This window comes from Fictibacillus sp. b24 (genome assembly GCF_030348825.1).
In the GTDB taxonomy this organism is placed as follows: Bacteria; Bacillota; Bacilli; order Bacillales; family Fictibacillaceae; genus Fictibacillus.
Genome location: NZ_JAUCES010000005.1, coordinates 3,739,960 through 3,761,689 on the forward strand (window position 1 = coordinate 3,739,960; position 21,730 = coordinate 3,761,689).

At 38.9% G+C, this 21,730-nt stretch carries 23 protein-coding genes; all 23 read right to left on the minus strand.

Annotated elements, in window-relative coordinates; translation table 11 throughout:
* Positions 1-172: 172 nt before the first annotated feature.
* On the minus strand, positions 173-1,606 hold the full coding sequence (locus tag QUF49_RS19615) for a nicotinate phosphoribosyltransferase (protein WP_289497368.1): 1,434 nt from the start codon (positions 1,604-1,606) through the stop codon (positions 173-175).
* A 98-nt stretch (positions 1,607-1,704) separates the two neighbouring features.
* Positions 1,705-2,688 carry a hypothetical protein gene (locus QUF49_RS19620; RefSeq protein WP_289497369.1) on the minus strand — a complete coding sequence of 328 codons (984 nt, stop codon included), beginning with the start codon at positions 2,686-2,688 and terminating at the stop codon, positions 1,705-1,707.
* 11 nt (positions 2,689-2,699) lie between these two features.
* Positions 2,700-4,037, minus strand: a complete 1,338-nt coding sequence (locus QUF49_RS19625; RefSeq protein WP_289497370.1) for a vWA domain-containing protein — start codon at positions 4,035-4,037, stop codon at positions 2,700-2,702.
* Between the two features lie 27 nt (positions 4,038-4,064).
* Positions 4,065-4,268, minus strand: a complete 204-nt coding sequence (locus QUF49_RS19630) for a hypothetical protein (RefSeq protein WP_289497371.1) — start codon at positions 4,266-4,268, stop codon at positions 4,065-4,067.
* Positions 4,269-4,290: 22 nt separating this feature from the next.
* Positions 4,291-5,964: a transglutaminase domain-containing protein gene (locus QUF49_RS19635; RefSeq protein ID WP_289497372.1), complete on the minus strand. Its 1,674-nt coding sequence runs from the start codon at positions 5,962-5,964 to the stop codon at positions 4,291-4,293.
* Between the two features lie 20 nt (positions 5,965-5,984).
* Positions 5,985-6,110 (minus strand): hypothetical protein, encoded by a 126-nt coding sequence (locus QUF49_RS19640; RefSeq protein ID WP_289497373.1) that lies wholly within the window; start codon positions 6,108-6,110, stop codon positions 5,985-5,987.
* Between the two features lie 202 nt (positions 6,111-6,312).
* Positions 6,313-7,614: a vWA domain-containing protein gene (locus QUF49_RS19645; RefSeq protein WP_289497374.1), complete on the minus strand. Its 1,302-nt coding sequence runs from the start codon at positions 7,612-7,614 to the stop codon at positions 6,313-6,315.
* A 154-nt stretch (positions 7,615-7,768) separates the two neighbouring features.
* Positions 7,769-8,467, minus strand: coding sequence for a pilus assembly protein TadG-related protein (locus QUF49_RS19650; protein ID WP_289497375.1), 699 nt, complete (start codon positions 8,465-8,467; stop codon positions 7,769-7,771).
* Entirely contained in the window at positions 8,457-8,855 is a 399-nt protein-coding gene (locus QUF49_RS19655) for a TadE/TadG family type IV pilus assembly protein (RefSeq protein ID WP_289497376.1), read from the minus strand. The genes QUF49_RS19650 and QUF49_RS19655 overlap by 11 nt, the downstream gene beginning before the upstream one ends.
* 6 nt (positions 8,856-8,861) lie before the next feature.
* Positions 8,862-9,254 carry a Flp family type IVb pilin gene (locus tag QUF49_RS19660; RefSeq protein ID WP_289497377.1) on the minus strand — a complete coding sequence of 131 codons (393 nt, stop codon included), beginning with the start codon at positions 9,252-9,254 and terminating at the stop codon, positions 8,862-8,864.
* 93 nt (positions 9,255-9,347) lie between these two features.
* Entirely contained in the window at positions 9,348-10,289 is a 942-nt protein-coding gene (locus QUF49_RS19665) for a type II secretion system F family protein (protein WP_289497378.1), read from the minus strand.
* A gap of 4 nt (positions 10,290-10,293) precedes the next feature.
* Positions 10,294-11,223 carry a type II secretion system F family protein gene (locus QUF49_RS19670; protein ID WP_289497379.1) on the minus strand — a complete coding sequence of 310 codons (930 nt, stop codon included), beginning with the start codon at positions 11,221-11,223 and terminating at the stop codon, positions 10,294-10,296.
* Positions 11,223-12,557, minus strand: a complete 1,335-nt coding sequence (locus QUF49_RS19675) for a CpaF family protein (protein ID WP_289497380.1) — start codon at positions 12,555-12,557, stop codon at positions 11,223-11,225. Before QUF49_RS19675 ends, QUF49_RS19670 begins: the two co-directional genes overlap by 1 nt.
* Before the next feature lie 3 nt (positions 12,558-12,560).
* Positions 12,561-13,682, minus strand: coding sequence for an AAA family ATPase (locus QUF49_RS19680; protein ID WP_289497381.1), 1,122 nt, complete (start codon positions 13,680-13,682; stop codon positions 12,561-12,563).
* A gap of 33 nt (positions 13,683-13,715) precedes the next feature.
* Positions 13,716-14,474 carry a Flp pilus assembly protein CpaB gene (cpaB, locus tag QUF49_RS19685; protein ID WP_289497382.1) on the minus strand — a complete coding sequence of 253 codons (759 nt, stop codon included), beginning with the start codon at positions 14,472-14,474 and terminating at the stop codon, positions 13,716-13,718.
* Between the two features lie 493 nt (positions 14,475-14,967).
* Positions 14,968-15,396, minus strand: coding sequence for a hypothetical protein (locus tag QUF49_RS19690; protein ID WP_289497383.1), 429 nt, complete (start codon positions 15,394-15,396; stop codon positions 14,968-14,970).
* A 2-nt stretch (positions 15,397-15,398) separates the two neighbouring features.
* Complete coding sequence (locus QUF49_RS19695; RefSeq protein ID WP_289497384.1) at positions 15,399-15,686, minus strand: hypothetical protein; 288 nt, start codon at positions 15,684-15,686, stop codon at positions 15,399-15,401.
* Positions 15,687-15,722: 36 nt separating this feature from the next.
* The gene (locus tag QUF49_RS19700) at positions 15,723-16,163 is read right to left on the minus strand and encodes a hypothetical protein (RefSeq protein WP_289497385.1); all 441 of its coding nucleotides are present in this window, start codon (positions 16,161-16,163) and stop codon (positions 15,723-15,725) included.
* Positions 16,164-16,308: 145 nt separating this feature from the next.
* Positions 16,309-16,728 carry a hypothetical protein gene (locus QUF49_RS19705; RefSeq protein ID WP_289497386.1) on the minus strand — a complete coding sequence of 140 codons (420 nt, stop codon included), beginning with the start codon at positions 16,726-16,728 and terminating at the stop codon, positions 16,309-16,311.
* Between the two features lie 205 nt (positions 16,729-16,933).
* Positions 16,934-17,365 (minus strand): hypothetical protein, encoded by a 432-nt coding sequence (locus QUF49_RS19710; RefSeq protein ID WP_289497388.1) that lies wholly within the window; start codon positions 17,363-17,365, stop codon positions 16,934-16,936.
* A complete protein-coding gene (locus QUF49_RS19715) occupies positions 17,352-19,352 on the minus strand; it encodes a hypothetical protein (RefSeq protein ID WP_289497390.1) in 2,001 nt (666 codons plus the stop codon). The genes QUF49_RS19710 and QUF49_RS19715 overlap by 14 nt, the downstream gene beginning before the upstream one ends.
* Before the next feature lie 130 nt (positions 19,353-19,482).
* Positions 19,483-20,226, minus strand: a complete 744-nt coding sequence (locus tag QUF49_RS19720; RefSeq protein ID WP_289497392.1) for a prepilin peptidase — start codon at positions 20,224-20,226, stop codon at positions 19,483-19,485.
* Positions 20,227-20,388: 162 nt separating this feature from the next.
* Complete coding sequence (locus QUF49_RS19725) at positions 20,389-21,687, minus strand: NCS2 family permease (protein ID WP_289497393.1); 1,299 nt, start codon at positions 21,685-21,687, stop codon at positions 20,389-20,391.
* Between the last annotated feature and the right edge of the window lie 43 nt (positions 21,688-21,730).

Consider the following 21,730-nt stretch of genomic DNA (forward strand, 5'->3'; position numbering starts at 1 on the left):
CATATCTTCTTGCGAAGCAACAACTTTTTTAAAAGTTTATGTTTGTTTTTGTCGAAGTTATGTAAGAAAAGCAACAACGTTTATTACTATATCAGCGATATGGCCGACCGTCAACGCTTTTTTAAAGATTTTATTAAAAAACCTCTTTTCATGTCGAAAAGAGGCTCATTACTTATAAAGAATACTTCTCTAAAAGGTCGTTTTTCGTTCTCCACACGTCTACAGAAAGATCGACATAGTATTCTTGCGGATTCAGTCTCCTTAAATGCTGAGGCCAGAACAATTGAAGCTGTTCCTGATGATAACGGCGGATTTCTTCTAATTTAGGAAGCTCATATACAAGTTTTCCTTCTATATAAACAGGCTGAAGCAGTTCTTCTGCTGTAAAAGAAGACACGATCTTGCTTTTATAGGTGTGCACCGGATCGAAAAGCTTAATATCTTTTTCAGGAAGCACCTCATCATCCATTGCGATGTAATCTGCTTCCGCTTTTCCTTTCGCATTAATAATACGGTATACCTTTTTATAGCCAGGTGTAGTTATTTTCTCTACATTAGATGAAATCTTAATGGTTGGAACGTACTCTCCATCTTCATATTTTGCTACCACTTTGTAAACACCGCCAAGTGCAGGCTGGTCGGCTGCTGTAATTAGCTGTGTTCCAACTCCCCATGATGTGATTTTAGCACCTTGTGCCTTTAAGTCTGTAATCACATCGTCATCTAAGTCATTGCTTGCTACGATTACTACATCGGTAAGACCCGCTTTATCTAACATTTTGCGTGCCTGGATTGAAAGATAAGCCAAATCACCGCTGTCCAACCGGATGCCTTTTAGCGATTTACCCGCTTCCTTCATCTTTAAGCCGACCTTTATTGCGTTAGGTACTCCGCTTTTTAAAGTATTATACGTATCCACTAGCAAAATACTTTGATCAGGCAGTGCCTCAGCGAACCGTTCGAAAGCTTCCTCTTCCGTATCGTGGTCTTGAACCCAAGCATGCGCATGTGTTCCTTTCGTAGGAATTCCGAAGAGCTTACCAGCACGCATGTTTGAAGTTGCATCAAAACCAGCAATGTATGCAGCACGTGCACCCCAAATCGCTGCATCTGCTTCCTGAGCACGACGTGTTCCAAACTCCATCAATTGATCATCCGGGGTTACATGACGAATCCGGGCAGCTTTCGTAGCAATCAGAGTTTGGTAGTTCATGAAATTTAGAAGGGCTGTCTCTAAAAGATGTGCTTCAAACACCCGGCACTTAATACGGATCAACGGCTCATTCGGAAAAACAACTGTTCCTTCTTTTACAGAGAATAGCTCACCTGTAAAGTTGAAGTTTTTTAATTCCCCCAAAAAATCTTCCTCATATTGCTCTTCTTGTGTTCTTAAGTATTCGATGTCTTCCTCAGTAAAATGAAGGTGCTCCAAATAGCGAATAATTCGCTCTAGCCCCGCAAAAACGGCGTACCCGCTCTTAAACGGATTTTTTCGGAAAAAGGCTTCAAATACTCGAATGTTATTATGCGTTCCATTTTTCCAATGGGCGTACATCATATTAATCTGATACTTATCTGTATGTAATGCTAAATCTTCATAGCTCATGTATGAATCCCGCCTTTCTCTTGTTTCATTTTTCTCTAATTGTACAGTTGTTAAACATATTAAAAAGCCCGGTAACCAAGAAGTCATCGGGCAACTAATTATTCTGAGATTGAAAGCCGCTTTTCAATCTCTTTTTTTCCATTACGGTCGACAACATAATCACCTAGAAACTTCTCGCCATTTACGCCGTAAGTTTCTAAGTTTGATTTCCACTGACTAAAGGAAGGATCGACATTAAGAACCACTTCGTATTCCTTAATATCCTTTAATTTGTTTATGCTTGAAGGTTTTTCAATGACTAATTTGTATGATCCGTCTGGGTTAACATCAGCCACATCCGCTAATCCGGAGACAATATAATTAGGGATATCCAAGCTCCCTTTTAATCTCGTCCCCTCTAACAAATTTGATTTCCCTTCTATATAGAGATATTTATCATCCTTTTGAATGTCCGGTTCATCTATTCGTACTGTTGGAGAGCCGTAATCTTCAGGCTTGTCCCACTCAGGCTTCTCTATTTTAGCGGATGCGTTTGATTCATCCTGAGGGATTTCTAATGTTAAAAGCGTTATATTACGCTGCATTTCTGATTCTTCATTTAATCTAATAAACGGCCCTTTAAGCTTTTCACCATTCTCGCCATAATGATCTTTAATCGGTTGATTATCCGTATGAGGATCAAACTTTATTTTTACTTCTATTAAACCTTCTGAGCTTTTTGGAATTTTTAGTTCGGTTTCAAAAGTACCATCATCTTTAACCTGCACTTTATCTGTACCACCAATAAGGGTATCTTCCACACTATCCATCACTATTAATAGATTGGATTCCGGAATGAGGTTTGTTTGCCCTTTAACCGTTATCAGTTTCCCTTTACGATCGGCTTCTCCTTCGTACCATACTTCATAATCACCCTGGTCTTTAGGAGCTTGGGCTTTTTTATCTGTAACTTTGACAGATTCTTTATCTCTTTTACTCTCCTGTTTTTGAACTTCTTTATTACTAGCTGATTCGTTGCTACTGCACCCAGTGACAATTATCCCTATACTTATAGCCATTGCTAAAAACTTCAGTTTATTCAAGATACAGCCCCCTATTCTACTCTGGCATTTTCTGCGTTTTCATCTATTAATTTTAGTACTCTATCCGTTTCTTTATCTAGAGCAGCTTGCTTAGCATCATGTTTGTTAGTGCTGTATTCTCTAAGTTTTTCATATCTGCTAAAAATGAGTTTATCTAACTTGTCCAATTCTTCATTAGTCATCTTTTTTTGGTTATATAATTCCATCTTTACGCTTCGGAGCAACTCAAATTCATCAGAGATGCTATCCAACATTTTTGAATACACTTTTCTCATGGAATGACCTTTACCCGAACTGCTCCAATTCACGCTAGATGAATCCATAGACAAGCTCCAATTGATTCTTGCATCATGCATCGCCTTTGACCAGTTCGACTCTACTTCATCGAAAAGTTCTTTTTGCGATGAAACGGATTGGAATTCGCCGCCACCCGCTTCGGCTACCGCCTTTAGTTGCTGTTGTCCTTCGTTATCTACATCAAACCCAATGATGTTTACTTTTGCTTGAATGTTCGATTTGTGCAGTTTTTTCGCCGCTTCTATCGGATTACCGTCACATGTCTCGATTCCATCACTCACAATATAAACTACGTTGTTTCCTTCTTTGCCTTGAAGGTCTTTTTCTGCCGCTTCAATGGATGCTGCGAGCGGCGTCCAGCCGGTTGGCTTGAACTTAGAAAGAGATTGTTGGAAAGCACCTGCATCATAAGCTCCTAGAGGGTACATGACTTCTGTACTCTCACATGATAACTTCTTGTCCTTATCATCATTACTTCCTTTATGGCCATAAACACGAAGCAAAACGTTTGCGTCCTTAGGCAAGCCACCTGCAAACTTCTTTAGGGCTTCTTTCGCCGCTGTCATTTTGTCCGTTCCTGAAACTTTTCCTGCCATACTACCACTGGCATCTAAAAGGATAACTACATTAAGAGGACCCTCTTTCTTTTCCTCTCCATCTTCTTCACTATACTTCTCGTACGCCTCTACTTCTTCAAACGTAATGTCAAAGTCCTCTAACTCCTGAAAAGCTAGCTGATGATCCGCCGCGAATGCTGCAATGATTCGATTATAGGCATCCTCACTTTTCATATCTTTTGGGAAGTCTTTCGTAAGTTCTTTAATTTCTTTATCTAAATCATCACCTTCAAGATCCTTTACCTTTTCGTAATGCTCACCAGCACCCTGTTTAACCATCTCTTCAGGTTCAGTCGGCGCTTTTTCAACTGTCTCTTTTTTAGGCTCTTTTTTCTTTGGTTCTGAGTCCGATGCTGTTTTTTCGGTTGAGCATGCTGTTAATAGAAGAATGACAAATAAAATTTGGGCTAGCACAAAATTTGTAGACCGATTCATTTTTCTCTCCTCTACCTCAATGAATGACTAAGCACCCATCTCTTTTTCTCTAATCTTCTGGATATGATTGTGCTTCATAGCTGGTAGTGCCAGTACGACTGGAATGATAAAAAACGGAAATGATTCTTCTCCTATAAAAAAGAGAATTAAACTTAACGGTGCAACCATTCCGTAAATTAAGATGTAAAGAAATAAATAGACTCGTCTCCATCGCTTTTCTTTTTTAGACATAACAGGCACCTCAGATATTTAATTAGAACTCCACTTCTTCCTTTTTATGTGTTTTTTGAAACTCTGCTGGTTTTGGATCAAAGTATTCCATCGTGAATTTTGGTACGAACTTGTTGTTCTGTAAGTAACCTGATCCCCATGTTGGGTCCATCGTCAACCAGCGTCCGTCCACTTTCGTCTCTACCCACGCATGATTTTGGCCAGCATATCCCGTTACCACCTGCGCTTCCATTCCACTTGCTCGTAACAGAGCTATCGCTAAATAAGCAAAGTCCTGACAAACGCCCTTTTTCTCATCCAGCGTTTTTAATGCACTGTCATCAAACTCGAATGTACGATTATTTAACTTATCCACATCATAGCTTACGTTTTTAGCGACATACTCGTATACAGCAAGCGCCTTTTCTTTTTCAGTCTTCTTATTCTTCGTCAGCTGAGATGCTAAATTTCTTATTTGAGGTGCATCCGATTGAATTCCTCTTGAAGGCAGCGTAAATCGCTGATCTTGAGCATTTGTGTTCTCTACCGTAAATCCAGCAACACCAACAAAATACTGCATATACCCATTTGTCGACATAAAATCAGGAGCCATAACAGAAATCTCATACTCACCAGGCCCAAAACGAAGAAAGAACTCTCCCTTAAATTCATTATTCTCGACCGGAATGGCATACATGGCTTTCAAGTCACCCTTTGTGGTTTGTACAAAGACAACATCCGTTTTGTTGGCGTCTTTTCCGTTAGGATCGATACTTCCTTTGATCGTATATGTTAGATCTGCCTTTTCACCGCTAACTTCAGGGGTTTCCAAGTTAAATCCTTTTTCTTTATAGGCCGAGGAGTAATTAATAGGTTGAAAGGTATCACTTGATAGATTTTTAACAAACAAATTTGCCGCTTCTGAATAAAAATCTGTCATTCCCTCTTTTGGTGTCATGATTTGAACTTCATGAACACCTTCACCATAATAAAGCGGAATTTTCTTCGTGAATTTTCCATCCTTAATCGGAATCATAATCTTGGTAGATTCACTCTCTTTTTTGAGCTCCACCATAAGCTGTCCCACACCAAGTTCCGCAACTTCACCAGCCAACTCGAAGAAACCATCTCTTTCCATATACCCATTTATGGAATTATTTAACACTAAACCGTGTTTATAAGCGTTCTTCGTAAACGCAACATCACGCTTGATCTCAGGGTTCACGTTTTCCACATCAAATGAAGCAATGTCGTAATAATAGTCTTCAGCCGTATCACTCGGCACACTCACCTTAACGGAGTAATTACCTTTTCCGTTAAACAGCTGGACCTTCTGTTCAAACTTACCTTCTTTTATAGGAGCGTAATAACTAAATTCCCGTCCATTCGGTCCATCTTCATCACTTCTCACCTTGATCCATACATGGTCAGACTTAAAGCCGCTGTACTTTTTCGCCTTACCTTTAATGAGTACGGTTGAGTTTGTTGTAAACTCTTTGTACTTGGGGCTGGATATCGTCGCTTCCACTTCTTCTGCATACGGAAGGAGTTCTAGCTTCTCAAGCTTTTCCTCTTTGTTCGCTTCCTCAGCAAGAGTTGTATACTTGTCCTTCTTCTCTTCTATTGATGGTTTAGTAGAAGAGTCTTGATCAGGGCTACAAGCGGTCAGGGTCAGGGCCATGGAAATTAGAAGCAAACTCGTAATCTTGGTTTTCATTTCTTTACTCTCCTCGGGGTTTATTCAAAGGGCGTTTTCGTAACCTTTGATGTTATTGGGAGTGGTTGCTTTCCGCTCCAGGTGCTCGCTTTCCGCGGGGCAGGCGGTGAGCCACATTCTTTACGTTTCACTCTTAAGTGTCTCACCTGCCCGCCTGTCCCGCAGGACAAGGAAGGCTTCGGCAGCGACACATCGCACGAAGAAAATTTGAAGTTTAATTTTCGAGGAGTCTCGCACCTTCCACTCCAATCAACTGTCACAGATGAAATGAGGTTTGGAAGCAACAAGCTTTTAGAAAAGAACCATTCAAAAGAAAAGAGATGGGGTTTCCATCTCTCAAGTTGTTCGTTAGTTTTGTGAAGAATTATTAATTTGTTTAAAAGCTTTATCTTTCTCTTCATCCGTTTGCTTTTTAAGCTCTTCAAACTTCTCTTCATTATACGTATTAATTTTTTCTTCTCGTTCATTCACCTTAGCTCTTGCTTTCTCTGCCTCTTCTAAAGTAATCATCTTTTCTTGTTCCATGGCACCTATCATATTACTTAGTCCCATTGCCTCTGTTGAGACAACATCAGATACTCTGAATTTCAATTCGTTCAATACTTCTAATTTATCTACATAAGCATAGTTTACTTGTGTACCAGAGTTCGCTGCCCACTGGTCTTTTTTGATTCCTTCCCATGCTTGTTCCATTAATGTTTTAAAGATACTGTTAAGCTCGCTCGCATTACGCACTGTTTTATATTCGCCACCGCCTGCTTCTGCGGTAGCTTTCAATTGCTGTTGGCCCTTATCATCAACATCAAATCCGATGATGTTCACTTGAGCTTTTAAAGAAGAGTTGTGCAGCGCGCGTGCCGCTTCAACAGGATCTCCATCACACGTTTCCACACCATCACTGATTATGTAAAGAAGCGTTTCCATGCCTGGATTCGCCTGACCAGCTAGATCTTTTTCCACTTGTTGAATGGATCCAGCAATCGGGGTCCATCCGGCAGGCTTAAACTTATTTAGTGAATCAGAAAAATTACCCTGATCATAGCTCGATAATGGATAAACCACCTCATGACTTTCACATGAAAGCTTCTTATCACTGTCCTTACTTGTACCCTTATGTCCGTAAACGCGAAGCATAACCTGATCTTCTTTGTTCGCTTTTGAAGCAAAATTAGAGATAGCCTGTTTAGCCAAATCCATCTTAACGCCGCCATCTACTTTTCCATTCATGCTTCCGCTTGAATCTAGAAGAAGTACTAAATTTCGAGGTTTAGCATCACTGCCAGGCGCGCCTTCCACATCATTAAACCCAGGATTGTATTCATCATATAGTTCAAAGACTTTTTGGTGTTCAGCTGCCCCAAGAAAAACAGCTAGATTATATGCGTCTTCACCGTTTAACTTTTTAGGATATTTCTCTAGCTGTTTCTTTATCTCTTCATTCTCTTTTTCAAGAGCAAAGCCTGGCCCTTCATTAATCATATCTTCCACTTTAGTAGCTGCTTCTGGTATCTTTTCTTTTTTCTCTTCTGTCTTCTTCTCTTCTTTTTCCTTTGTAGAAGCCGATTCAGAATCAGAACAAGCAGAAAGTACTGCAATTAAGCATAGAAGAAATATTCTTAAAGCAAGCTTGCTTTTCAGCATCGTTTTCATGGGTGATCTCCTTATATGGTTATTAATCTATAAGCTTTTTCATAAGTGATAACGCAATAAAAATCATTGAGAACATTGATGTTAATAAGAGTTTCCACGAAAATTTTTGACCCGTTTTACCTTTTAGAAAGAAATAAGATAAAAGGACTGATTCTTAATTACAAACGATATTCATCCCTTTAGGTGCCTGAATAACTGCAGAACCATTTGCTTTAACCTGATTGTTATCTCCTAATGCTTCTTCATCAACAGTCACGAATTCAGCTCCTTTTTTTACTTCCACATAGATTTGAAAAGCGTTGTTATAGAAGAATTCGACCTCAACGTCATCGCTTTTATTTTTGGTTGCATAATGCCTAGCGGCTTCTTCAATACGATTACGATTTTCATTGATAGCACCGCAAGCGATATCGTTAACTTCATCTTCTTCAAACAAATATTTAAGCGCATCATTTAAATCTACATCGACAGTTGGGTCCTCAAGCCATTCCTCTAAATCGGGAGGCATTTCTTTTCCCACTCCATCAAAGATACCGCCTAATAAACCATCATCTTCAACAGGAGGTTCTTCTCCCTCTTCTTTGCCTTCTTTATCTTTCTCTTTATCCGCATCTTTTTTTAATTTCTCCATGCGGTCTTTCAACTCTTTAGACAGTTCTTCATCATAAACCTTTTTTGCTTCATTAGAGGCCGCAAGAGCTGCTGCATCAGCACTTGTTTGACTTACGCGTTTTGTCGCAAACGTCGTAAAGAAATCAAAAAAGATGAAGCTAATGAAGATCGAGGCTATTAATAACCCCATGACAACTAAAAGGGTGCTTCCTTTTTCATTATCAACACACTTAATCTTCATCCGCTTCATCCTCCTCCATCGGCATGGTTGCATCCGCATTGAGTGAATAATTGATTCTACCTACAAAAGGTATAGATACAGTTGGTACTTTGGAGGTAACGGTGACGGTTACTTCTTCTCCGTATGAACTGCTTCCATAACTATGTGTTGCACGAACATCCAGTCCAGATGCTGATTTTTGAACAGTCGCTTGATAATCACCTTCTACAGAGGCGACACGAGCACCATCCCTGGCTGCTGCTTCTGAAACGACAACGGTATAGGCCACTAGTGCCATCTGCCATATGAAAAGCATGGCGAATATAACCATAGGGAACACAGCCACAAATTCGATTAGCTGTGATCCCTTCTGGTTTTGAATGTATTTTGTAAAGTTTAGCCGCTTCATCTGGAATTAGTTAATACCATTAATAAGTTGAGTCAACTTGCTAATGATTGCCTGTCCTAAACCACTTGCGTTTCCAGAAACACCTGTAGCGATTGCTGCCATAACAGCGATAACAACAGTACCTAATGCGATCCACTCAAGTGCTTGCGCGCCTTCTTCGTTCTTTACATATCCTTTGTATGTTTCCATCTTGTTTTGTGCCTTAGCATATAATTTGTTCATCATGAAAATCTCTCCCTTAGTTTTATTTATTTGCTTGTTTTCGTAAGCTTTGTTGTTCTTGGAAGTGGTTGATTTCCGTTCCAGGTGCTCGCTTTCCGGGGGGCGTGCGGTGAGCCACCCCATGCTTTGCACGTTGGGTGTCTCACCTGTCCCGCTGCTCCCCCAGGAGTCTCGCACCTTGCACTCCAATCAACTTCTCAACGAGGTATCAAATGGATCAAAAGCAACATTCATTTAGAAAACAGCCTATTTTTTTATTTTTACATCTGGCTAATCGAATAAAATATCCAATCCGAAAGCGCCAGGATTATACACAACATTTAAAAATAACAATCCAATAATTAGTACAAAAACGGCTGGTGCTACAAAAAATGTAGTGATCAGTGTAATCTGAGGACTTGCTTTTGCAGCCTTTTCTTTTGCCTTAAATCCTCTCATAGCACGCAGATCTTCCGCTTGCAGTCTAAATGTCGTTGAAACGGGAACTCCCAATGTTTGTCCTTGAAGCAAGGAGTTAACCAGCATCTCCAGCTCCTTTGACTTATTCCTCGCTAAAAGATTCATGTAAGCTGTTTTACGAGGAACACCTAAATCTACTTCTCGATTAAATTGCTCTATTTCTTCTATTAAGGGGCCGTCAAATTGCTTAGTAACTTGGTGCAATGCTTGATCGATTCCAACGCCTGCTGATAAGGTAACGCTGACGGTATCAAGGAAATCTGGCATCGCCGCACTGATGAGCTCCTGCCTGTCTTTTGCTTTTAAATTCAACCAGACGATCGGACCAAAGTAACCGATCAGAGGAAGGAAAAGCATTCCCATTAAACCAAAAGGCAGTCCTAGCAGTAAATAAAGCACAGAGTACATAAGAAGTCCTAAAGCCAGGACAAAACGAAGGCTATGAAAAAGTTCATGCGTTAAACCATACGGACTTCCAGCTAGTACCAGTAATCGTTCTTCCTGGGATTTATTCGTAAAAAATGTATATTTTACGGCTGTTGGTTTAGCATAATCCGCTGCTTTTAACAACGGATCCATAAACAAGCCGGACCTGCTTCTTTTTTGCTTCTTTTTCTTCTTTTCCATTTTTAATGCTTTATGAAGATTGGATTTCTTAGCTATAAAGATCCAAATGTAGATAAAGCTTATCAATAGAAATAATAATATGAAGGCGATGGCCAATACAGCTAGTGAACTCGTATTTGGATTCATACCGCTACACCCTTATCTTTGTAACTTTTTTTATGAGCATGAAGGCGAACCCTTGCATAGCTAGAAAAACAGCTAGAAGAATAAGTCCTAAAGGAGTAAACAGCGGATTTAGAAATCCTGGAATGAACAAGTTCATCATCATCGCCATCATAAGCGGCATAATCGGTAGAATATAAGCAACGAACTTCGATTCAGCTGTTACCGTATCCACTTCTTTATTTACTCTTGCTCGTTCTTCCAGCGTTTGTGCCATTAGAGAAAGTACTTCAGTGAGGTTTCCCCCTACTTTACGCTGAATGAGAATGGTGCTCACAAAGATGTTTAGGTCTTTACTTAGCACCCGTTCTCTAAAACGATCCATTACTTCTTCAAAATCGTCACCTAGTCTGAGCTGCTGGTCCATCATCTGAAACTCAGGGCCAGCAGGTGCTTTAATATCTCTTCCGACTAACTCAATTCCTTGAGGTATCGTTAGACCGGCTTTGATCGCGTTACTCATCATCCGGCACACTTCTGGCAGTTGTTTATTGAAACTTTCACTTCTTTTATTCTGTCTGGAATTCAGGAACATTTTAGAACCTAACCAGACGATGAAATAAGCTAGTGTTGCATCTAAAGGAAAATCTAACTTCAGCAAAAAGTGATTCACAAACCAGATAAATGCAAATGTCATAAAATAGATGCCCATGTATTCAGAAGGCTTTAATTTTAGATCTGCTTGCACTAGTTTTCTTTGGAGATCTTCCGCAAGCTCTGATTTGTCGTACTTGTCTCCGATGAGCAGTACAACACTTTTTCTTTCAATCTTTCTTTCTCCTTCAAACCATGTCGCAACTCTTTTCTTTGTATCTTTATTACTTGAGGCAACTCTGAAATAATAGAATGCTAATATGAAGAGAATAAAAGTACTGGAAAGGGCTAACCACGCAACCATTATTTCATCGCCCCTTTTTCGAACAAGTTTTTTGGAACTTCTAAACCAAAAGCTTTAATTTTATTAAGAGCTTCAGGTACATAACCCGTTGCTTCAAATTGGCCGATAACAGAGCCATCTTCTTTTACACCTTGCTGTACGTATTTAAAAATATCTTTCACATGTACTTGTCCATCCACTTCAACTAGTTCTGCTATGCTGGTAATCTTTCTTTTTCCATCCGTTTGTCTATTTGTCTGAACGATGAGATCGAGCGCTCCTACAAAATATCCTCGAATGACATCTACGGTTAGCGGAAGTCCTGACATGATGACCATCGCTTCTAATCGGCCAAGTGCATCCTTTGGTGTGTTGGCATGGACGGTTGTAAGAGATCCTTCATGACCCGTATTCATCGCTTGAAGCATATCTAATGCTTCTGTTCCACGCACCTCTCCGACAATAATACGATCGGGTCTCATACGCAAAGCATTCTTTACGAGTTGGCGAATCGTGATTTCGCCTGTTCCTTCCATATTGGGAGGTCTTGTTTCCATTCGAATTAAGTTGTTGTAAGAGAATCGCAGTTCAGCCATATCTTCAATGGTGATGATACGTTCACCAAGTGGGATCGAATCTGACAATACGTTAAGTAACGTTGTCTTACCGCTGCCTGTTCCCCCGGATACTAAAATGTTACATTTCGCTTTTACAGCTGTTTGGAGGAATTCTCCCATCCCCTCTGAAAACGTGCCGAACGATAACAGGTTTTGTAAAGTAAAAGGTTTTTTATTAAACTTACGAATGGACATTGATGGTCCGTCTAAACTTACTGGAGGAATAATGGCATTCACACGGCTGCCGTCATGCAATCTTGCATCTACCATCGGAGAACTCTCGTCTATTCTTCGGCCAAGAGGAGCAATAATACGATCGATAATATGCCTAACATGCTGATTATCCTTAAACCGTATATTCGTTTTTTCAAGTTTTCCGTTTCTTTCTATGAAAACTTCCCTCGGACCATTTACCATGATTTCTGTAATCGAATCATCTTGCAGAAGTACTTCCAGCGGACCATAACCAACAGACTCGTTGATGATCTGATCAATAATTTCCTCAATCTCCATCTGAGGAATGATGATTCGTTCTTCCTGGATCATTTGAGAAATCAAACGCTCGATCGTCTGTTTTCTCTCTTGAGGAGTTAACACCGTTATGGATTCAAGATTAGCTTCTTTTATTAACCTTGACTTAAAATGCTTCACCCAATGGTCGATACTCTGGTCATTAATATCCCAGTTATCATTGGTAGCATTCTGTTGTGCAGCTGTTTTTAACCAGGACACAGTCATCACCTACTTCATGCTTTTTTCTACGAGTTGAACAATATCTTTCAAAGCCTTAGATCCTGGCTTCTCTTTCTTTTTTAAGTAAAAAGGTGTTCCCATGTTGATATTAGGCTGAATGTTAAAGAAGTCAGCTCTCACTTTACCGATAATAGGCCGCGGTACAACTTCAGCTAAATCTTTTTCTGTTAACTCGTTCTTCGCGTGCGCGCGATTAATAATGACAGATAGGTTTTCTTTATTGCCCAATTGGAATCGCTGAAATACATCTTCAGCTGTTTTATAAGCTTTTAATCCTGGGCTGTCCGGTGTAAGAACGTAATAGATATGAGCTGCTTCATTTAGTCCCGTAAAACTTACCGTATTGATACTTGATGGAAGATCGAGAATGATATGATCAAAACTTTGACGGCAAATACGAATCAGCTTGGAGATTAACTCTTCTGTAATATCTTCCGCTTTTGCTGGATTAGCTGGACTTAGCATGACAAGATTTCCTGTTCTTTCATCCTTAAAAGCTACATTTTCGATATGGTGAATGCCAAGCTCTTTTACTACAGGCTGCAAGTCAGCGTATGAACGGCTTACTTCTAACCCTAACATGGACTCTAAACCACCAAATTGTGCGTTCAGATCAATAACAATTACTTTTTGATCATGTCGTACTTGCAAAGCTTGTGCGATGGCAGCTGCTAGGAATGTTTTGCCTGAACCGCCCTTCGCACTATAAAATGCACTTACCTTACCACCAATTTTTCCAGCATTGGTATAGTTCGTTTCACGTGCTTGAGCTGTTTCTTTTGTATTTTGGATAAACTCATCTAGCCGGTTACGATCTTCTGGCAGTACAACAACATCATTTGCACCCTTGTTCATCCAAGACCTGACCATTTCAAATGAAGGATTCTGCACGATTCCAATCAGGTAGCTTAAAGAATGGACGGAAATATTTTGATCATCTGTAACGGTCTCTTCATCAATAAAGTAATAGGAATATGTAGACGTATCGGAAAATGACTTCTTCCATTCTGATATACTTTCAACATCAATTGAGTGCTTTTCACACAAACCTTTTAAATGTGTAATGAGATTTTCATTGGTAGATATAATGAGTGCTTTTAATTTATTCATGAATGACTAGACTTCCTTTCTTAACATCATCCATTAGTTCGCTGGCTTGGATGCGGGTTGTTCAGGCTTTGGAGCTGGTGTTGGTGCTGGAGCTTTTGGTTTTTCTTGAGCCGGCTGTTTTGCAGGAGCCTTCTCAGGAGCTGTTGTTTCTTTCGCTGGTTCGCCTGCCTCTTCAGCAATGGTGTTTACAAGCAACACACGAATTTGTTTCGCTTTGTTTTGGTAATGAATCAATTGCTCTGCATCTTGAACAGTTAAAGAAACCTTTATTTGTTTTGCATCAGGATTATCTTTCGTCGGCATTGTTGCCGCTTGAACGACAGATACATTCTTAAGGAGGCGCTGTGTTTTCAGACCTTCTTTTTCCTCTGTTGATACAATGACATCTACAATGTCACCTGGCGTAACTTCTTCATCAATCAGCACATTCTCCGTAGGGTTCAACATTACAACACGGTGATCTGCCGGGATATCAACATCCCCTCTCAACATGTTCTTGGAGAGGATATCGCCCTTCTTTATATTAACGAGGGCAATCTTCTTATCTAGATCATTTTTTCTTTGGATAAATGAGGGCACAACACTGGATTTAGGCATCTCAATCCATTCAATCTGATCTTCGCTAATCTCACGGTTTGATCCGATGTCTTTACTAGCCGAAGCCACTTCAACTGTCTCACCCATAGCCGTTTGAGCCTGTTTAATCTCGTTAAGTATTAGTCCAGCTGTAACAATTGCTAATATAAATGCTAATGATAAAAATATGAGTGCTTTTCTCTTTGCATCAATCATTTTTTAACTTCCACTCCATCAACAGACTTTTCTGTGCATATTTTGTCAAATTCTATACTACGAAAAAGTACCACAGTTTTTTTAAGCACGTCAACGCGTTAAAATGCTTTTATAACAACAATTCTAAAGGTTTTTTGAGACTATTTTACTATAGTTGTTGAGATTCGATTTTTTTCGACAAAACCCTCATACTAACTTTATTAATTTAAAGGACTTCATACTTCGTTTTGTGAAATTGTAATGCCCGCCCTTCTCCCTTAACCATCAAAGGAATGCAGCCTAATTCCTACTAAATTACAATAAACAAAGTTATACGCAGGAAATAATTAACATGTAAATTAATATAATTTTTATAGTACTATCGTTCCTTTTTTAAAAAAGAGGTTAAATACAAGTCAACAAAATTCTGGAAATGCAAAAAACCTCAAATGCCATGAATGCATTTAAGGTTTTAGAAGAGTACAAATACAAGAATGAGGAGTATCTAGATCTATTAGAATTTCCACAAATCTTTATTATTTTTTATAATATCTTGCCAGATTGGCTCTCTAACTTCCCATACTTTGTCTAGCTTTTCTTGTTTAACGTGCTCAAGTCTGTACTCTCCCTTATTAACTTGTTCAAAGCCCCAGTCTAGTAATTGATGATCATTAACGTCTCCAGATGTAATTAAGGAATATCCCATTTTACTAGACAGTAATAAGAAATCTCTGTTTTTAAACTTTGCCATTGTTTGGACACGGTTAGCTGCTGTTATATCTTTTAAATCTAAAGTTTTAATGTATCCTTCACTATATTTCACGAATCCTGCAAATTGATCTTCTGGATTTTTAGATACAATTTCAACTTGATCTCCCGTTCTAATTGCTTTATATTCTCTTGATGATTTATAAATTACATAATTACCGAACTTCACATCCATATTTACCTCCGAGGGAGTAATTTTTCAGCCATCTTTTCTGCTTTATCCATTTCACCTAACATTGGATTCAACCAATCACTATAGGCATCTACATAAGCCCTCACACTGCCGTTTATGCTTAAATCTGCATATGTAATTTCACTTACACTTTTAGAATTTACTATTTTTAGTGCCTTTTCGTATTTAGAAACGATTAAATCTAGCATTCTTGTCGGTTCTTCTATTCTTTTTTGATTTAACAATTCTACTACTTTTTCGAGCTGTTTAATTAACATCGTTTTATCGTTCATAGAACACCTCTATATACTCTATATAGTTGAGTCAAACTAATCTGTTTCAAATGCAAAGTATATTATACTTTGTCCTGCCCTAGGATCTAAACTAGATGATATTGAACCCCAAGTAAATTTATATTTAGTCCAAAAAGGGCCATATTCATGTGGCTCTCCAAATAATTCTTGTAACCACGCATCATGAACTGCCTTCCTTTTTTCTTCATTTTCTTTATCATAAGGTATTTCCTTCATTTCACTATAACTTAGTGCAAGTGTTTGAAATATAGAATCCTTAAAAGTAAATGTTAAACCAAATGTTTTTCCCATTATATACTGCGGCTGTATCGAATAACTTATCCAATTTGCCGATTCGAACTTGTTAAAAATTAGTTTGGAGAGAGGAGAATAAAGAAATTTTTCTTTATTTAAATTTTTGTCGACTACAAACTGTAATTTATTAATAACTAATTTTCCTTTATGAATATCTAACATTTTAATTTCTTACCTTTCTAAATTGAAAATATCATTGATAATATTTTTCTTTTCAATGAACCAACTGTTGATCAAGAATAAAAGTGGGTCGGACATAAAAAAAACAGTTCGAGATAATTATATCATCGAACTGTTTTATTCAAATTTAGTCTAAATAGACTTTATCTTGTTTCTCAATAATTTCATCGAGGTCTTCAATTTGAACATGTTTATCATAAACAAATGGTTCTACAAACTTAAAATCTAATTTCTTAGCAATATCGCAATTACTCGTTGTAATTAGTACTTCTCCATTATCTTCACCCATAATATAGAACTCTTCACCTTTATATTTAGCCCACATTTCAATTTTATAAGCTTCTTGTATATCATTTTGATTAACCTTTTTCATAAATATATCTGTATTAATCTGACCTGCAACATTTACATAATACTCAAAACCCTTCTTCAAATCAGAAGAATCCCGGCTAGTAATATAATATTCATGTCCCCTTTTTATGAGTTTATATTCTTTATTTTCATAAATAGCAAACAAGCCTTTTTTATTAATGTTATTTTTATTCAACTAAAATCCACCCTTTCTTTTCTTCATCGAATAAGAGGGTATATTGAACCTTTCCATTACAGTCTCGAATTTAAGAAACATATCTCCATCTTCAAAATCATTTGCAACTTGGTCAGATCAATGTCTATTCCTTAAAGCCAGTCGCTAAAGACGCTCTCTATAATAAAAACAGCTTATGATCAATATCACAAGCTGTACTTTTAACTTAATCGAGGTAAACTTTCTCTTGTTTTTCTATAATTTCATCTAAATCGTCAATTAACACTTTTTTATCATATACAAAAGGTTCCACAAACTTGAAGTCTAGATCCTTAGCTATTTCAACTTCTCTGGGACTAGAAATTGTTATTAGTACTTCACCATTATTTTCTCTCATGATAAAAAATTCATGACCTTTATAAACACCGTACATTCTAACATTATATGCTTCATCAATTTCTTCACTATTAACTTTTTTAATAAACATATCTTTATCTATATTGCCTGAAGCATCTTCATAAAAAGTAAATCCGTTTTTTTCAAAATCCTCATTATCTGTACTAAAAAGAAGGTACTTATTCTCTCTTATAATAAGTTCATATTCCTTGTTACAATATATAGCGTATAAACCATTCTCTTTAATTTTATTTATTTTCATTTATTTCCCAACCTTTGTTTTTCTTAAATACAAGTTCTGCAAACACTTCACCTTTATCATTTTTAACCAAAAGTAAATCACCATCTTCAAAAGGTTTTGTTTCTTGATAATACTCCGGAATTATTTCCGTTTTACTTCCTGTGAAACCTCTTCCTGTAAACGGATAATTTTCAGGTGTTGCATTCCAATTTGGAGTTGATAACAATGAAGGATCCGCTTTGTAGTGAAATACTCCATAGAATCCATCAGATTTTACAATATGAAATGGATATTCGACAACTTCTTCTGTAATTCTAAAAGGTGTATTAGAATAATCTAATCTTTCACCTTTGTATATATCTTCTAAGCTTATAAGACCATCAGCGTGTTCCTTTGTAGTAACGAATCCTCTAGTACCTGTATAATCCTTATTATATAAATATTGGTATATATCTTTTTCAGGAATTACCTTCTGCATCATCGTTCCACTAGCTACTGTAGATAATTCTTCTCGAACTTGATTAACTAAAGCTGTTTCTGATGAATTTAGAGTTCTTTCAGGATGTAATAAACTCTGGAAGTAGACATCATCAATGCCTTTTTCGTTTAGTAATGTTTTTAATTGTTGTGATGTTTTTGTATTGATTACACTATCTGTAATAGATTTGGAATCTGTTTTACTGCTGAAGTACTGCAAATCTAAAGCTAAAGGCCCTGTCTGATCTGCTGTTTTTGTAGTTGTACTTTCGGATGTCTTATCCGCTGTATTTGCCGATGAATTCACTTTACCTTCAGCACTACCATTTTGCCCAGCCTGTACTCCATCATCCGCCTTCGCAACTTTCATCGTATCCGATGCTAGCTCAGTCGTGGTCGCTACTTGCTTAACCGATTTATTTGTCATTTGGGTTGCGAGTACGCCTGCTCCACCCAATACAACAACAGCAGATGCTGCGATTGCCGCTTTCTTCAGATCGATTCCTTTACCTTCAAGCCAGTCACTTACTACGCTCTCTGACCCGGCACTTGTAGAAGCACCTGCAATCATTGCTTTTCCTTTACTTACAAAACGTGATGCCGCATTTGCGACTGGTTTGAACATTCCCCCAGCTACAGCACCACTTGCTCCCCAAATCATAGCGTCTCTTCCAACTTCACCCCAGTTTGGAGTTTCACCTGTAATGGCCCATTTCGCCATATGTGTGTATACAGCGAGACCCGATCCAGCCACGGCACCTTTCATCATACCTGGGATGATCGCACGTGCTGCACCAGCTATCACTGGATAAAAACGACTTCCTTTAATTGCTGCAGGAACGAAAGAAGCTAGTCTTCCTGCTACAGCTGCTTTTCCGCTGCTAAGTGCTGCACGGGCAGGGGCAAGGAATTTCGCACCTTTTGCAGCTAGTCCGATCCCTCCGCCTACCATTCCAAGTCCGCCCCACATTAGGCCGCCCCAGAAACTAACATTGTCCGTAGTCGCAGCATACAACGCATAGTTTGCAGCACCCATAACGCCCATCGTTAACGCGGCACCCGCTGAGATTACACCTGCTGCAGCTCCAAGTGTTACCACTGTCGCAATAACACCGACGATGATTAAAGATTTTTCAAGCAGAGAACGTTCATTCCACCACTCTGTTGTGGCATCTACTATTTCAGACGTCTTATCACTTATGTATTCACCTGCATCTGTTACAGCGTCAACTACTGTTTCTGTTCCTTTTTTAACTTTATCCACTACTACATCTGCTGCTTTTTCCCACCAAGGACGGTCATCTTCTTCTTTGCCGTCCTCTTTTTCACCGCCGCCATTCCCATTATTGTTAGGATTGTTCGGATCATTAGGATCAGGATTCTTTTTAGCCCCTTGTTCGAGTGTAGGAGTTAATTGATTTTTTGTGTACTCAATCTCCCCTTTAACTGCAGAACTCGCAATAACATGCTGTAGAGGTAATAGTAAAACCGCTATCGCAAACATCCAAAATGTTAACCATTTAACCTTCATCATTATCCTCCTATACCGTACAACGCTTATATTGTTTCATAATAACCCACAATTTTAAGGATTGACTATATAGAATGGACAATTTTTACAAGTTAGTAAAGAGGGACCTGGACTATAGTACTATTGTATTTTATATATGAAAATTTAAGTATTCGTTAAAATAAAATGTAATTAAAGCACCCAATGCCAAATAAGGGCCAAAAGGGATCGCTGTTTTTCTAGTATACTTCTTCATAATCAGCCCAATAACCCCTATAATCAGACCAATTACAGAAGCAATCATCAATGTGTAAAATCCACCCTGAAAACCTAGCACCAGCCCCAACACGCCCATCAACTTAATATCTCCGCCCCCCATTCCACCTTTAGAAAGGATGGCTAACAGCAACAAAAACAAAAACCCGAGCAGACTACCCGCTACAGCATCCACCCAGCCTCTATATTCGAAAATCACTTGCAACGCGAGAAACCACACAAAAAACACGATCAGCACTTTATCTGAGATGATGAAGTACAACAGATCAGAAACCGTAATAATCGCGCATAACAAAACGAGCGAGCATGCTAGCAACAATTCTACCGAGAAACCGTACTTTATGTATGAGAAACTATAGAGAGCACCCGTCCCAACCTCAACCATCGTATATAAAAGCGGAATCCGCTTCTGACATGCCTTGCATTTGCCGCGTGCCGCAAGAAAAGAAACAATCGGAAACAGCTCATACCAGTGCAGCTGTCTTTCGCAGTGATCACACTGTGATCTCTCCATACCTATTACCTTCATACCTTTTGGCAATCGATATCCGATAACTCCTCCAAATGAAGCTAGCACTGCACCTAAGATAAAAAACCAAACGCTCCATACGATTTCCATTTCCCCACTTCTCCTTATTGCTCATTCTGCACACTATTATAATGAAGAAACGTATTTTCCGCACCCTTCTTCCTTAAAGTTATCGGCTCCCTTTTTCATTTGTTTTCCTCCACACACAAAAAAGGAATGCCCGATTTTGGACATTCCTTCTGATGTTTTTCTCTATTCAACTAAAAATACGAAGTAACTGATGAAGATGATGAAGAGGACCCACATGATCGGGTGAACTTCTTTTACACGTCCTTTAACCGTCATTGTTAGAGGGTACATCACAAATCCTAATGCGATACCTGTTGCGATGCTGTACGTGAGCGGCATTGCGATCAACGTTAAGAATGCTGGAACTGCAATCTCAAGGCGATCCCACTTAATCTTGCTTAATACGGATACCATGAGCACCCCGACGATAATTAGTGCAGGTGCTGTTACTGAAGGTGTTACGACCACTAATAACGGCGAGAAGAATAGTGCTAGTAAGAACAATCCGCCGGTTACAACGGATGTGAATCCTGTACGTCCACCAGCTGCTACACCTGAAGCTGACTCGATGTAAGCTGTTGTTGATGATGTTCCTAGGATAGCTCCAACTGCGATCGCTGATGAATCAGCAAGAAGTGCTTTACCTGCACGAGGCAGTTTGTTGTCTTTCATGATTCCCGCTTGTGACGCGACCGCCATCAACGTACCTGCTGTATCAAAGAAATCAACGATAAAGAATGTTAAAACGACAATCATCATATCAATTGTAAAAATTTGATCGAAATGTGAGAAAGCTTGTCCGAATGTTGGTGCAAGGCTCGGGATCGCACCAACAATCTTGTCTGGCTTGTCAATTAATCCAGCAAAAATACCTACTACTGCTGTGATAACCATTCCATAGAAGATTCCTCCACGGATGTTTCGGATCATCATTAAGATTGTCACGATAAAGCCGAAGATTGCAAGTAGCGTTGGGCCAGTCGTTAAATCACCTAGAGAAACTAGTGTAGCTTTATTAGGTGCGATAATTCCTGCATTCTTCAATCCGATAAATGCGATGAACAAACCGATACCGGATGCTGCAGCAAACTTAAGATCTTGCGGAATGGCGTTTATGATTGTTTCGCGAATTTTAAATAATGTAATAAAAATAAAGATAATACCAGACATCAATACCCCAGCAAGTGCTGTTTGCCACGGGATATCCATTACTAGAACTACAGAGTAAGCAAAGAATGCGTTTAGTCCCATACCTGGAGCGAGTGCGATCGGATACTTCGCTACGATTCCCATGAACAGTGTGCCGAGAGCCGCTGCGAGTGCTGTTGCGGTGAATACTGCACCTTTATCCATACCCGCGTCACCAAGGACCATCGGATTTACGAATAAAATGTAAGCCATCGCAAGGAAAGTTGTTAATCCTGCTGTTGCTTCTTTTTTGTAAGAAGTGTTGAACTCCTTAAAGCCAAAATACTTTTCCATCTCTATATCCCCCTATACTCGATCTACGTATAAACCTTTACTC

Coding starts and splice junctions, on each gene's coding strand:
- QUF49_RS19615 (WP_289497368.1), bottom strand. CDS start 1,606: ATGAGCTATGAAGATTTAGCATTACATACAGATAAGTATCAGATTAAT.
- QUF49_RS19625 (WP_289497370.1), bottom strand. CDS start 4,037: ATGAATCGGTCTACAAATTTTGTGCTAGCCCAAATTTTATTTGTCATT.
- QUF49_RS19630 (WP_289497371.1), bottom strand. CDS start 4,268: ATGTCTAAAAAAGAAAAGCGATGGAGACGAGTCTATTTATTTCTTTAC.
- QUF49_RS19635 (WP_289497372.1), bottom strand. CDS start 5,964: ATGAAAACCAAGATTACGAGTTTGCTTCTAATTTCCATGGCCCTGACC.
- QUF49_RS19645 (WP_289497374.1), bottom strand. CDS start 7,614: ATGAAAACGATGCTGAAAAGCAAGCTTGCTTTAAGAATATTTCTTCTA.
- QUF49_RS19650 (WP_289497375.1), bottom strand. CDS start 8,467: ATGAAGATTAAGTGTGTTGATAATGAAAAAGGAAGCACCCTTTTAGTT.
- QUF49_RS19655 (WP_289497376.1), bottom strand. CDS start 8,855: ATGAAGCGGCTAAACTTTACAAAATACATTCAAAACCAGAAGGGATCA.
- QUF49_RS19665 (WP_289497378.1), bottom strand. CDS start 10,289: ATGAATCCAAATACGAGTTCACTAGCTGTATTGGCCATCGCCTTCATA.
- QUF49_RS19670 (WP_289497379.1), bottom strand. CDS start 11,223: ATGGTTGCGTGGTTAGCCCTTTCCAGTACTTTTATTCTCTTCATATTA.
- QUF49_RS19675 (WP_289497380.1), bottom strand. CDS start 12,557: ATGACTGTGTCCTGGTTAAAAACAGCTGCACAACAGAATGCTACCAAT.
- QUF49_RS19680 (WP_289497381.1), bottom strand. CDS start 13,682: ATGAATAAATTAAAAGCACTCATTATATCTACCAATGAAAATCTCATT.
- cpaB (WP_289497382.1), bottom strand. CDS start 14,474: ATGATTGATGCAAAGAGAAAAGCACTCATATTTTTATCATTAGCATTT.
- QUF49_RS19690 (WP_289497383.1), bottom strand. CDS start 15,396: ATGGATGTGAAGTTCGGTAATTATGTAATTTATAAATCATCAAGAGAA.
- QUF49_RS19695 (WP_289497384.1), bottom strand. CDS start 15,686: ATGAACGATAAAACGATGTTAATTAAACAGCTCGAAAAAGTAGTAGAA.
- QUF49_RS19700 (WP_289497385.1), bottom strand. CDS start 16,163: ATGTTAGATATTCATAAAGGAAAATTAGTTATTAATAAATTACAGTTT.
- QUF49_RS19710 (WP_289497388.1), bottom strand. CDS start 17,365: ATGAAAATAAATAAAATTAAAGAGAATGGTTTATACGCTATATATTGT.
- QUF49_RS19715 (WP_289497390.1), bottom strand. CDS start 19,352: ATGAAGGTTAAATGGTTAACATTTTGGATGTTTGCGATAGCGGTTTTA.
- QUF49_RS19720 (WP_289497392.1), bottom strand. CDS start 20,226: ATGGAAATCGTATGGAGCGTTTGGTTTTTTATCTTAGGTGCAGTGCTA.
- QUF49_RS19725 (WP_289497393.1), bottom strand. CDS start 21,687: ATGGAAAAGTATTTTGGCTTTAAGGAGTTCAACACTTCTTACAAAAAA.